Genomic DNA, 12056 nt, shown 5'->3' with positions numbered 1-12056 from the left:
GGCGCGAGCTGTCGCACCACAAGGGTGCGACTCGTCAGCCACGCGCCCGCAGGCCGTCGACGACGACGGTGAGCATGCGGTCGAGTTGCGAACGCTGATCGGGCGCGCCGGCCACGGAGAGCACGCCGGCGAGGATGCCGCCGACGTCGACCGGGTCGATGTCGTTGCGTAGTTCTCCTGCCTCGGAGCCGGCCTCGAGCAGCATCCCCAGGATGTGCTGGACCTCATCGCACACCGGTCCGGTGCCGAAGCGGCCGGAAGCGCTCATGGCGACCAGGGCGTCGCAGATGCCGCGCCGTTCGCCCGCCCACTCGGCGAAGTTGCGCATCCAGGCGTGGAGAGCCCGCGCGGGCCGCTCGGTGGCCAGGAGGGCCTGCGCGTCGTCGCGCAGCGGGCGGATCTGGTCGCGGTAGATCTCTTCGACCAGGTCCTCGCGGGTGGGGAAGTGCCGGTAGAGGGTGCCGCTTCCCAATCCCGCGCGTTTGGCAATCTCGTCCAGCGAGACAGTCCGCCCGGAGGCGAATGCCTCGGCGGCCGTGGCGATCAGGTGCTCGCGGTTGCGTTGGGCGTCAGCCCGCAGAGTCTTTCGTGGAGATGTCATGGCCTTCGCGATCGGGAGGAGGGGGTCGGGAGGGGGGGCGGTCGGGGCGGGGAGACGAATCGGGGAACTCGCCGGTTAGTGTACTGTGGCGCAAGCGGGGACCTCCCCGTTTATGGGGACTCCAGCCTCACCTCGATCGAAAGGCCCGCCATGCCCACAGCGCTCATCACCGGCGGCACGACCGGAATCGGCAGAGCGGCCGCCGAACTGCTGCACGCCCGCGGCTACCAGGTCGCGGTCACCGGACAGAACCCCGACTCCCTCGCCCGGGCACGGCGCGAGCTTCCCGAGGACGTACTCGTCGTTCAGTCCGACGCCCGCGTACTGGCCGACACCGACGCTCTCCTGACCACGGTGTCCGAACGTTTCGGCTCTCTCGACCTGCTGTTCCTCAACGCCGGGATCTTCCGCCCCGCGCCGGTCGCCGACGTGACGGAGGAGTCGTTCGACGAACAGGTCGACGTCAACTTCAAGGGCCAGTTTTTCACCCTCCAGAAAGCCCTTCCGCTCATGAACGACGGCGGATCGATCGTCTTCACCGTGGGCATCGGATCCCGTCGCGGCAGCCCGGGCGCCGCCCTGGGCGCGGCGACGCGGGGCGCCCTGCTGGCGATGCTGCCCTCGCTCGCGATCGAACTGGCTCCGCGCAGGATCCGCGTCAATGCCGTGAGCCCCGGGGCGACCGATACCCCGTTGTTCGACAAGCTGGGAGTTCCCAGCAGTGACCGGGAGGCCATGCGCGCGAAGATCCCGTTCGACCGCTTCGGATCCGGCCAGGACATCGCGGAAGTCGTCGCCTTCCTCGCCTCCGACGCCTCCAGCTACGTCACCGGACAGGACGTCGCCGTGGCCGGCGGCTACGGACTCGGCATCTGAGAGCCGGGCGGGCCGGCCGCCGGTCCACGCTCTCGAACGCCACGAACCACCTCTGCACGAACAGGAGTACAGACGATGCCACTCACTCTCGACACCTACCGGCTGCTGGGCCGTTCCGGGCTGCGGGTCTCCCCGCTGGCGCTGGGTACGGCAACGTTCGGCACCGAATGGGGCTGGGGCGCCGAGCGCGAGGAGGCGCGCAAGCTGTTCGACCGCTACACCGAACTGGGCGGCAACTTCTTCGACACCGCAAGCACCTACACCAACGGCAGTTCCGAGCGCCTGCTGGGCGAGTTCGCCCACGGCGAGCGCGAGCGCCTGGTGCTGGCGACGAAGTACTCGACGCTGCGTACGCCCGGTGACCCCAACTCCGGCGGCACGCACCGCAAGAGCATGCTGGCGTCGGTGGAGGCCAGCCTGCGGCACCTGGACACGGACTACATCGATCTGCTCTACCTGAACGTCTGGGACTTCAGGACGCCGGTGGAGGAGATCCTGCGCGGCCTGGACGACCTGGTGCGGCAGGGCAAGGTCCTGTACGTGGCGGTCTCCAGCGCCCCGGCCTGGCAGGTGGCGCGCATGCAGACGATCGCCGACCTGCGCGGCTGGTCGCCGCTGGTAGCGCTGGAGATCGAGTACAGCCTGATCGAACGTACCGGGGAGCGTGACCTGATCCCCATGGCACGCGAGATGGGACTGGGCGTGGTCTCCTTCTCCCCGCTGGGCGGCGGCGTGCTCACCGGCAAGTACGGCGGGGACGACCTGAACCCCGCGGGCCCCGTCGCCGGCGAGACCGCCAGCAACCGCAAGGCCCTCAACGCCGCCCTGGGCATGGTCACCGAACGCACCCTCGCCATCGCCGACGCGGTGAAGGACGTGGCCACGGAGCTGGACCGCACACCCGCCCAGGTCGCACTCGCCTGGGCCCTGAACGCCCCGGGCGTGGTGTCACCCATCATCGGCGCCCGCACCCTCGCGCAGCTCGAGAACAACCTGGGCGCGCTGCAGGTCGAGCTCACGCCTTCGCAGCTGGCCCGGCTCGACGAGGTCAGCGCCATCGACCTCGGCAATCCGCACGGCCTGCTCGCCAGTGACCACATCCGCACGGTCATCTCCGGTGACATGAAGATCGAGACCCGCCACTGACCCGTCACTGACTCGCCATCAGGACGACGGCGACCAGACACACCACCTTGTTTTCGGCGATGGGAAGGAGCAACCCCGGCATGGGGAAGTACGACGACAGAAACGCCGTGATCACGGGCGGCAGCAGCGGCATGGGACTCGCGGTGGCGGAGCTGCTGGTGCGAGGCGGGGCCCGTGTGGTGATCACCGGCCGGTCCCAGGCCAAGCTCGACGCGGCGCGCGAGCGGCTCGGCACGAATGCCGTGGCCGTCCGGGCCGATGTGGCCTCACTGTCCGATCTGGACGCGCTCGCCGACCGGGTCAAGAGCGACCTCGGCTCGGTCGAGGCCCTGTTCGTCAACGCCGGCGTCTCACCCCTCACGCCCTTTGAGTCGACGACCGAGGAGATGTACGACGAACTGTTCGCGATCAACGTCAAGGGCGCCTTCTTCTCCGTGCAGAAGCTCGCCCCGCTCCTGAGCACGAACTCCGGCGTCGTCCTCACCACCTCGATAGCCAACGTCATGGGCCTGGTGGACACCAGCGTCTACGCGGCCGGCAAGGCGGCGCTGCGCTCGATGGCCCGCACCTTCTCCCGCGAGCTGCTGCCACGAGGCATCCGTGTCAACGCGATCAGCCCGGGTCCCATCGACTCGGGGGTCCTGGAAACGATGGGCCTGTCCCAGGAGGCCGCCGACGCGTTCAGGGCGGAGCGGACCGCGAGCAATCCCATGAAGCGGTACGGCACCGTCGAGGAGTTCGCCACGGCGGCCGCGTTCCTCGCCTTCGACGCCACGTACACCACCGGCGTCGAACTGGCCGTGGACGGCGGCGAAACCCAGCTCTGAGGGCAGGTTCACCGCCCCGTACGACGGACGTGGGGCCCGAGCATGGAGCCAGGCGTGCCGGTCGGCGGGAGAGGACGCCGACCGGCCGTTGGCCGTCACCTGGGTCCACGCTTTATATGGGCTGGGCCGTGGGCAGGATGGTCAGTTCGCTGATGTTGACGTGCCGGGGAAGGGCCGTGATGAAGGCGACCGTCTCCGCGACGTCCGTGTCGCGCAGGCACTCGATGTCGTGGAGCAGGCCGGACATCAGGGCGCTGGCGTCGGGGTCGGTGACGTGGTCGGGCAGTTCGGTGTCGACCATGCCGGGCTCGATGGCGCTCACCCGGACGTTCTTCCGGCCCAGTTCGATGCGGATGAGACGGGTCAGGTGGCTGATGTAGGCCTTGGTGCCGGAGTAGATCGAGTACTTCTCCAGAATGCGGGTGGCCGCGATGGAGGACATGTTGATCAGGTCGGCGGCAGCCCCACGGTCGGCGGCGGCGGTAAGGTGCGGAAGGAAGGCGGCGATCACGTTCATCACGCCCGTGACGTTGAGATCGATCTGCCGCTGCCAGTCGTCGACCTTCAGCTCGTCGATGGCGGAGATGAGCTGGACTCCCGCGTTGTTGAACACCAGGTCCGCCGGACCGAGCTCGGCCGCCACCTGGTCGGCCGCCGTACGGACGGCCACGCGGTCGGTGACGTCGACCGGCAGCACGAGGACCCGTCCGCGCGTCGAGGCGATGTCGGCGGCGAGCGCGTCGAGCTTCTCCTTGCGGCGGGCGACGACGGCGACGGCGGCTCCGAGTTCGGCCAGCCGGCGGGCGGTGGCCGCACCCATTCCGCTGGATGCGCCGGTGACCACGGCCACGCGGCCGTCCAGCGGCCGTCCGGTCAGCAGGGATGTCTTGGCTGATGTCATGGTTGATCTCATGGCTGGTTACTTCCTGTTCTCAGAGGGCGCCGCTGAAGGCGATCAGGCCGCGTCGTCGCAGGCGGTGGCGGCCGACTTCTCCCGCCAGGCCGCGAGGTCGTCCTGAAGGGCGCGGATCTTGACCAGCTGGCGTTCGATCGCGTCACGGCCCAGGGCCAGGTGCCCGGGGAGCTGGTCGCCGCCGACGACCTCGTGGATCAGGGCGGCACCCTTGACCGGGTCACCGAGCTGCGTGTGGTTCGCGGTACCGGCCCAGTCCAGGGTGGCGTGGGCGGGCGTACCGTCATAGGCGGGAATACGCACCGCCGCGGTCGACAGCGAACTGGTGTCGAGGAAGTCGGTACGGAAGACGCCGGGTTCCACGACCATGCTCTGGATCCCGAAGGGTTCCAGCTCCACCGCGAGCGCCTCGGCGATCCCGGCCACCGCAGCCTTCGACGCGCTGTACATGCTCACCCCGGGCTCACCCTCGAAACCGGAGCGCGACCCGATGTGCACGATCTTCCCCGCCCCGGCCGCCCGCATGACGGGCAGGACGGCACGGGTCATGTTGATCAGGCCGAAGACGTTCAGGTCGAACAGCGAACGCGCCTCCGCGTCCGTGATCTCCTCCAGCGCCCCCAGCAGACCACGCCCCGCATTGTTGACCAGGACGTCAATCGTGCCGAACCGCTCCACCGCCGCCTCCACGGCCCCGGTGATCTCCTCACCCCGGGTGACGTCCAGCGCCACACCCAGCACCCGCTCGGAGTTCCGCAGATCCTCCGGCAGCCCGCGCGGATCCCGCGCGGTGGCCACGACCGAATCGCCGCCCCGCACAGCCGCCCGAGCGACCTCCGAACCCAGCCCACGCGCCGCGCCAGTGATGAACCACGTAGCCATGAGAAACCTCCATACGTCGATTGGTACGTCTCGAAAGGTGCCCCGGCCACCACGTCCGGTGGCGGGGCCCGGCATCCACGAAACCACCACTGACCTGGGACAAGAGGCGTGGAAATGGCCCACCTGATCGGGGGACAAGATGGGCCACCCTCACCCAGCCGAATCCGCCCCGCGTGCGCGACCCTGGATACATGGACCAGGACCGTGAGCACCCCACCAGCACATCAATGGCGGAATTCCTGCGCTCCGCCCGCTCACGCCTCACCCCACAGGAGGCCGGACTCGACGCACCGGGGACCGACGAACCGGGCCACGCACGGCGCCGCGTCCCGGGCCTGCGCCGCGAAGAACTCGCCCGGCTGGCCGGAGTCAGCGTCGACTACTACACCCGCCTCGAACAGGGCCGCAGCCCCAGCGCCTCCACCGAAGTCCTCGACGCCCTCGCCACCGCCCTGCACCTCGACGACGCCGAACGCACCCACCTGCACACCCTCGCCCGCCCCCGGCCCACCACCCGGCGCCGCCGCCCCCGCCCCCAGCAGATCCACCGCACCACCTGGGACCTCCTCGACACCCTCCAGCAGGCCGGCCGCCCCGCCTTCGTCCTCGGCCGCCGCCTCGACGTCCTCGCCCACAACCAGCTCGCCGGACGGCTCATCACCGACTTCCACGCCCTGCCCGCCGCCGAACGCAACCAGGCCCGCTTCGTCTTCCTCGACCCCCACGCCCGCGAGCTGTACCGCGACTGGAACCACGTCGCCGCCGACACCGCCGCCATGCTCCGCCTCGACGCCGGCCGCCACCCCGACGACCCCGCCCTCAGCGCCCTCGTCGGCGAACTCTCCATCCACAGCGGAGAGTTCCGCCGCTACTGGTCCGACAACAAAGTCCACCGCCGCACCACCGGCACCAAGGACTACCACCACCCCCTCGTCGGCGACCTCACCATCACCTACCAGGCCCTAACTCCCGCCGACGACCCCGACCAGACCCTCTTCATCTACAGCACCGAACCCGACAGCCCCTCCGAAACCGCCCTGCACCTACTGGCCGGATGGGGCACGGAGGCAGCCGACGCCAGGGACGTCACCGCACGAACTCCAGGAGCACGCCCGAAGACGGACGATCGCCGGGAGGGGTCCGTGCGCCCCGGGAACCGGTCCGGCGACGCCCCGGGGTGACGGCGGGGGAAGGGCGGACGGCCGACGGGGTCCGAGCGGTTCCGGAGACATACGGTCCGGGGGCTCCGTCAGCGCTCCACTCGACTGAGCCAGCCGACGCCGACACGGCACGACGAGGGGGCGGGTGCTGCCGACTCGCCACCACCCGCGCCCGCGCAGAACAGCAAGCCACGGCCAGCTGGCCTCCCAGCTCACAGCGCGATCGGCCGGTACTTCACAGCCTCGTCGACAATCTGCTCCGCAGACGCATCCTTGAGGGTGTCCGAGGGGCGGAAGACCAGGTCGCTCACCCGGGGATGCGGCACGTTCGCCTCCAGGAGCCGGAGATGGTAATCGCACTCAGCAATCAGGCCTCCCGGCTGTGCCGCAGTCACAAGCCCGGCCGTCCATATAGCCGTAACGGCATAAATGTGACGCGGACTCAGGTCAGCCTGAGTCAGGCGGCATGGCGGGTTGACGCGACCGTCGGCTCCGATCCGCAGCTATCTCGAAGTGCGGTTCCTTGCTTCGTGACCCCCAACCGGACCTCCCCCAATGTGAGGTTGAAAAGGCTCACGGACGTTGCGTCGCCCCGCTGTCGCCTCTGCGGCGCGACACGGCCACCAGCACGGTCACAACAATGACGGCCCAGGCGATGATCAGCGTCCAGACGATCGGCGCGGAAACGAACTGGACGGCGCTCAACGGCAGCGCCAGGATTCCCAAGACAGCCTGGCCCCGGCCGAAGCGCTCCAGGGCAATGTCGTGGCCGAGACCGTGCCGGTTGGTGCGTACCCGGGTGCCATCCGCCATACGGCGACTGTTGAGTGCCAGCCCAAGCGCATGGTTGAGCAGGCCTCCGACAACGAGACCCACGGCCATACTGCCGAGCGGTACTCCGCCGTGGTCGATGCCATTGTCTCCTTGCGCGGCGATGTCCCACAGGAGGAGGGTCCCCCCGAAGGCACAGCCGAGTAGGCAGAAGATCATTACGGGGAGCGCGAGGATGCCCCACCCGTACCACCTGATCACTGCGGTCCTCCCCTGTACATCTGCCTGGCTGTTCCGCCAGCACCTGAACTCAACTCACTCCACGCCAATGCGAGTTGGTGGAGATCCTACTGCGGAATGATTCGCGCGGATTGGGTGCAACCCTCAGCGCGCAGCGCAGACATCGCCGGGCCCGTGGAACCCCCGAGTCGCCGGCGCGCGCGGCGCGCTTGTCCGATGGCCGACGACTCTGCGGGCGCCGGGCTAGGTGTTCGGGCTTGGCTGCGGCGGGGACCACTCCCGGGAAGCCGGTAGCGTCACGGCGGGCAGCTTCAGCTTGAAGCAAACCAGGCGCACAGCTACCGAGGTTGCTTTTTGCCGACGGTCACTGCGAACGACCTGGTCTAGGTCAGGATGACGGTGCACATGCCGTCTCCGGTGTGCACCATCGGGGGCCTGCCGAACACAGTGAGCCTGCAGGTGACGAGAACCACGCTGACCGTGTAGGGGCTGATGGTCGGGTTGTCGACCGTCGCGGTGAGTGACATGCCGGTGAGCGATCCTTCGGACACTCGTTCCCACTGGTCCCACGGAGTCTGCGCGGGGACCGTGACAGTCTGACCTTTGAGTGAGTCCTTCGTGGAGTAGGTGATACGTGAGGTCGCCTCCGGGTTCGCCCCGGTCACCTTCACGTCGAAGAAGACCGATTGGTCGCCATCGAAACACAGCGCGACACGGTCATCATGCACAGCGAAGGCGGAAGTCCCGATCGCGCGGATCGGGGACTTCGCCAAGGGCCGCTGGAGGGGATCCTGTTGCGGTCCCGGGGTGCCGGGGTGCCGGTGCCGTTCAGGCGGCGGAGGTGAGTTCGGCGCGGCCGAACAACAGCGCGTGGCCGGCGGGGAGCTGGTGGAGGATGCGGGTGATGAGGTCAGGGCCGGCGTGGGCGGCGACGGCCGTGAAGACGGAGCCGGTGTCCCAGCGGGTGGTGGCCAGGGAGGCGCCGGAGCGGGCGGCGAGGTCCTTGACGAAGGCCCAGCCGGTCAGCGGCTGGGGGTCGGGGATCTGTGCGGTCAGGACACGTGCGGCTTCCAGGGGCAGGCAGGCGGCAAGGTCGACGCGTTCGTCGCCGGTCAGCTGGCGCCCCAGCCCCGCCAGAACCAGGCGGACGGCTTCTGCGGCTCTCTCGCGGGTGGGGTAGGCGCCTTCGTAGCGGACCTTCTCCAGCATCTGCTCATACGCCGTCGAGTACGGCTGCTGGTGCTCAGCCGGTACGCGCACGTCGGTGATCACTGCAGTGCATGCCTTTCGTAGAGCGGTGCGGGTGTGTGGCACCGAGGTAGGGCTCAGGTGGGCTGTGGGCGGCCGAAGAGGAGGTCGTAGTCGGCGGGGAGCTGGAGCAGGATCTGCCCCAGCAGGTCCTCGCCGGCCGTGTCGGCGACCGTGGACAGTACGGCGCTGACGTCCCAGGTCGCGGTCTGCTCGGTGGCGCCCTCGATCCAGGCCGCGGTGGCCCGCACGAACCGCTCCGGGGGCAGCGGTTCGGCGCTCTGCAGCGGGTTGAGCAGGATCAGGGCGAATTCCTCCGGGAGACGTGCCGCGAGCTGGGCGCGAACCTCGCCGAGCAGGGCGAGCACCACACGGGCCGCGCGCTCGGCTTCCTCCACAGTGCCGTACTCGCCGCGCTCCTTCACGCGGGCGAGGAACGCTTCGCGTCGCAGAGTCATCTCGCCGCCACCCCTTCTTGTTCTTCGGCCTGCCCACGGGGTGCGGAGGACGAGGTGAGGGGGAGATCAGGTGCCTGTCCTCCGCACCTGTCCGGCCGGTGTCAGCCGGAGATCTCCTTGTGGCCGGTCCCGACGCCGATGGAGATCTTGCGGGGCTTGGCGCGCTCGGCGATCGGGATGCGCAGGGTCAGCACGCCCGCGTCGTAGTCGGCCTGGATGTGCTCGGTGTCGAGGGTGTCTGCGAGCACGATCTGACGGGAGAAGACGCCCAGCGGTCGCTCGGACAGCTCCATCTGCACGTCGTCGGCCTTCGCCACCGGCCGGCGCTCCGCCTTGACCGTCAGCATGTTCCGCTCGACGTCGATGTCGATCGCGTCCGCGCTGACGCCGGGAAGGTCGAAGGCCACCACGTACTCGCCACCCTCGCGGTACGCGTCCATCGGCATCGCCGACGGCTTCGACCAGGTGCCCGGGCCCATCAGCTGCTGCGCCAGCCGGTCCAGCTCACGGAAGGGGTCAGTGCGCATCAACATCGTGAAAACACCTCCAGCAGGTTCAGGCAGTTACTGCCAATGCGCCTCACTGACATCGTTGTAGCATGTCATCCAATGGATGACAAACACGATGTCGTCTACATGATGACAACCTAAGGGAGGTGCCCGTGACCGCACCCGACAAGCCGGTCTCCACCGACGTCCACAGCCCGGCGTCGTTCCTCGCCGCCGCGGCGGCCCTGAAAGCCATAGACGACGCCCTGCGCGACGCCCGGCACGAGACCCCCGACGCCGTCGGCGCCGGGCCGGCCCCGGAGCAGGCTCTGGCCTCGCTGATGCTGCTGCGGCAGGTACGTGAGCGGCTCGCCGGATGGGAGACCGGCCTGATCGAAACGGCCCGGGACGCAGGCGCCAGCTGGGCCGACCTAGCCACTCCCCTGGGTGTCGCCAGCCGCCAGGCGGCCGAGCGCCGCTACCTGCGCGGCCGCCCCGGCCCGGCCGGGACCACCGGCGAACAGCGCGTGACGGCCACCCGTCAGGCCCGGGCCGCCGACCGCTGCACCGCCACCTGGGCCCGCCGCAACGCGGCCGACCTGCGCCGACTCGCCGGCCAGATCACCGCCCTCACCGACCTTCCCCCCGCCGCCCGCCGTCCGCTCGATGAGCTCCACGCGGCCCTCGCCCACGACGACCCCGCCAACCTCGTCGTCCCCCTAGCCGCGATGCGCCCCCACCTGGCCGCCACCCACCGCGACCTCGCTGCCCGGCTCGACACCCTCACTCCCCCCTGACCCCGCGTGGTGCCACAGTCGCCTGACCGCGCTGCCGAAGCTGGCCCAATTCAGGCACTGCGCCTGCGGGTTGTCTTCTTCGCCGTGCTCTTCACGGACTGCTTCTTGGTGGCCCTCTTCGCGGGCGCCTTGGAGGGCCGTGGGGGAACGTCATCCCCGCGCCGGGCGTCTGGGCCTGCTCGGTGGTCTGACCGGTTCCTCCAGGCCACAGAACAGGGATCTATCCGGCGCGCTCCCGGCTCGTCCTCCGGACGAAGCGGATGGAACTGAGGCTGGCAATGCGCTATGAAGCGAGCACAGCGCGGATGCAGGGCCGTCGAGCGGCAGCGCCTGGTTCGGACGGGCGGCGACGTGCTCCTGCAGCCGTAGGTGAGACCACGAACCATGTGCACAGGCGCGCTGAGGGCGAGGATCATAATGGGTGCCTTCTCCTGGTACGGGCCGAGTTCGGCGGCGGCACGCGCGTGCGGAGCGCATGCCGGGCTGACTGGTGCAGATCGCGCGGCGTGCGAGGGGTCCTCGCCCTTGGGGAACGGGAAGGAGACGGTTCCGAGGCTAAATGCGGGCACCAGGTCCGTGGCGCGCATCTACTGGTCCATGGCGAGAGCCATGGGCGATCACCAGGCCGCACGATCCGCTGATCATGACGATGAACAGGAGTCCCGCGTACCGGCCGATGGCGCGCATCACAGCGCGTCCCGGCTGTTGCCGTTCCGGATGGCCAGACGTGCGCTCAGTTCCTCCCGCGCGCCCGGCGCCACCACGTTGCCAGGCTGGGCATCCCACTCCATGCCGCCGCCGACCGACCCTATCTGCACGCGGCCGCCGACGCCTCCCATGACGACGCCGATGCGTCCTGTGGCAGTGTCCTTCGCCAGTTCCCCGATGGCTGGTCTGGTCTGCTGATTGCCGGCCATGGACACGAGCATCGCGATCCTGGGGTTGTGCCCAAAAGGTCAGGCTGATTACCCAACTTGGGTGATATCGCTGGATGTAGAGTCCCAGCGACGTTGTGTAGCCCTCGCATTGGGGAGCCTGCCGATGCCAGAAGTCGACCGGCCGCAGGAACTTCCTGCCCGGCTGCTCACCGATGCCGAGATGATCGAGGCTTGTGCGGCCCAGACGAACCGGCCCGACGTTCTGGGCAGTGCCCACGATCTGTCGGACTGGCTGGACGAGAACCCGATCGCGTAGCGGCGGCCGCGGAGCTGACGGAACGACACGCCACAAGGCCCCGCACGGCGCGTGCGGGGCCTTGTGGCGTCTCAGATGGCTCCGGCCGCCCTCTCGTGCTCAATCAGGTTCGCGCCGAACCGCGCGCCGCGGCTGTCGGCGTGCCGGATAGTAGACGAAGCGGTACGGACGACGCGGGCGAGCGCTGCAGCGAGGGGGCGCAGGGCCAGGGATACGGGAAGGGTGTGGAGGACGTGGATTCCGCTCGGGTGAGGCGGTTTCGGCGACGCGTGCTGTGTCTGTTCCTGGTGCACGAGTATCGGCATTGCAGGGATGACAGGGTGGATCCCGACGTTGGTCCGTGCTGGGGTGACGTGCGATGTGCGCACTGCGACAGGTACCTCATGTCCCGCATGGAGCATGAGTACGGACCGTACACACAGACGGATGACCCGTGCTGGAGGGTGAAGGTCTGC

At 69.2% G+C, this 12056-nt stretch carries 15 protein-coding genes; 6 read left to right on the top strand and 9 right to left on the bottom strand.

Translation table 11 applies throughout. The annotated features are described in order from the left end of the window. Positions 1-34 precede the first annotated feature (34 nt). Positions 35-601: a TetR/AcrR family transcriptional regulator gene (locus ACIP2X_RS07450; RefSeq protein ID WP_401668660.1), complete on the bottom strand. Its 567-nt coding sequence runs from the start codon at positions 599-601 to the stop codon at positions 35-37. Positions 602-751: 150 nt separating this feature from the next. On the opposite strand from ACIP2X_RS07450, the gene ACIP2X_RS07445 reads away from it, so the two are divergent. The 3 genes from ACIP2X_RS07445 to ACIP2X_RS07435 all read left to right on the top strand — a co-directional run bounded on the left by ACIP2X_RS07445 (position 752) and on the right by ACIP2X_RS07435 (position 3450). Continuing rightward, positions 752-1477, top strand: a complete 726-nt coding sequence (locus ACIP2X_RS07445) for an SDR family NAD(P)-dependent oxidoreductase (RefSeq protein ID WP_401668658.1) — start codon at positions 752-754, stop codon at positions 1475-1477. 75 nt (positions 1478-1552) lie between these two features. After that, complete coding sequence (locus ACIP2X_RS07440; RefSeq protein WP_401668655.1) at positions 1553-2623, top strand: aldo/keto reductase; 1071 nt, start codon at positions 1553-1555, stop codon at positions 2621-2623. Positions 2624-2703: 80 nt separating this feature from the next. Then, positions 2704-3450, top strand: coding sequence for an SDR family oxidoreductase (locus tag ACIP2X_RS07435; protein WP_401668653.1), 747 nt, complete (start codon positions 2704-2706; stop codon positions 3448-3450). A 112-nt stretch (positions 3451-3562) separates the two neighbouring features. Here the strand turns inward: ACIP2X_RS07435 and ACIP2X_RS07430 are convergent, their stop codons facing one another. Both ACIP2X_RS07430 and ACIP2X_RS07425 read right to left on the bottom strand, forming a co-directional pair. After that, positions 3563-4351 carry an SDR family oxidoreductase gene (locus ACIP2X_RS07430; RefSeq protein ID WP_401668651.1) on the bottom strand — a complete coding sequence of 263 codons (789 nt, stop codon included), beginning with the start codon at positions 4349-4351 and terminating at the stop codon, positions 3563-3565. Between the two features lie 54 nt (positions 4352-4405). Next, entirely contained in the window at positions 4406-5245 is an 840-nt protein-coding gene (locus tag ACIP2X_RS07425) for an SDR family oxidoreductase (protein ID WP_401668649.1), read from the bottom strand. Between the two features lie 191 nt (positions 5246-5436). Here ACIP2X_RS07425 and ACIP2X_RS07420 point away from each other — a divergent pair, with 191 nt between their 5' ends. Beyond that, positions 5437-6426: a helix-turn-helix transcriptional regulator gene (locus ACIP2X_RS07420; protein WP_401668647.1), complete on the top strand. Its 990-nt coding sequence runs from the start codon at positions 5437-5439 to the stop codon at positions 6424-6426. A 552-nt stretch (positions 6427-6978) separates the two neighbouring features. Here ACIP2X_RS07420 and ACIP2X_RS07415 read toward each other — a convergent pair. From ACIP2X_RS07415 to ACIP2X_RS07395, 5 genes are all read right to left on the bottom strand, one after another. Further along, positions 6979-7437 carry a hypothetical protein gene (locus tag ACIP2X_RS07415; protein ID WP_401668645.1) on the bottom strand — a complete coding sequence of 153 codons (459 nt, stop codon included), beginning with the start codon at positions 7435-7437 and terminating at the stop codon, positions 6979-6981. A 362-nt stretch (positions 7438-7799) separates the two neighbouring features. Continuing rightward, positions 7800-8189 carry a hypothetical protein gene (locus ACIP2X_RS07410; protein ID WP_401668642.1) on the bottom strand — a complete coding sequence of 130 codons (390 nt, stop codon included), beginning with the start codon at positions 8187-8189 and terminating at the stop codon, positions 7800-7802. Between the two features lie 55 nt (positions 8190-8244). Next, complete coding sequence (locus tag ACIP2X_RS07405) at positions 8245-8688, bottom strand: DUF2267 domain-containing protein (RefSeq protein WP_401668640.1); 444 nt, start codon at positions 8686-8688, stop codon at positions 8245-8247. Positions 8689-8741: 53 nt separating this feature from the next. Then, the gene (locus ACIP2X_RS07400) at positions 8742-9122 is read right to left on the bottom strand and encodes a DUF2267 domain-containing protein (RefSeq protein ID WP_401668638.1); all 381 of its coding nucleotides are present in this window, start codon (positions 9120-9122) and stop codon (positions 8742-8744) included. Positions 9123-9223: 101 nt separating this feature from the next. Then, the gene (locus tag ACIP2X_RS07395; protein WP_401668635.1) at positions 9224-9655 is read right to left on the bottom strand and encodes an Hsp20/alpha crystallin family protein; all 432 of its coding nucleotides are present in this window, start codon (positions 9653-9655) and stop codon (positions 9224-9226) included. A 128-nt stretch (positions 9656-9783) separates the two neighbouring features. On the opposite strand from ACIP2X_RS07395, the gene ACIP2X_RS07390 reads away from it, so the two are divergent. Then, positions 9784-10407 (top strand): type III effector protein, encoded by a 624-nt coding sequence (locus tag ACIP2X_RS07390; protein WP_401668632.1) that lies wholly within the window; start codon positions 9784-9786, stop codon positions 10405-10407. Between the two features lie 686 nt (positions 10408-11093). Here ACIP2X_RS07390 and ACIP2X_RS07385 read toward each other — a convergent pair. After that, a complete protein-coding gene (locus ACIP2X_RS07385) occupies positions 11094-11336 on the bottom strand; it encodes a hypothetical protein (protein ID WP_401668630.1) in 243 nt (80 codons plus the stop codon). A 112-nt stretch (positions 11337-11448) separates the two neighbouring features. On the opposite strand from ACIP2X_RS07385, the gene ACIP2X_RS07380 reads away from it, so the two are divergent. Continuing rightward, positions 11449-11601, top strand: coding sequence for a hypothetical protein (locus tag ACIP2X_RS07380; RefSeq protein WP_401668628.1), 153 nt, complete (start codon positions 11449-11451; stop codon positions 11599-11601). Positions 11602-12056 lie beyond the last annotated feature (455 nt).

The organism is Streptomyces sp. NPDC089424, from assembly GCF_044749345.1.
Taxonomy (GTDB): domain Bacteria; phylum Actinomycetota; class Actinomycetes; order Streptomycetales; family Streptomycetaceae; genus Streptomyces.
Note: the sequence above shows the minus strand (reverse complement) of the source record. Positions and strands in the feature narration are given on the sequence as shown.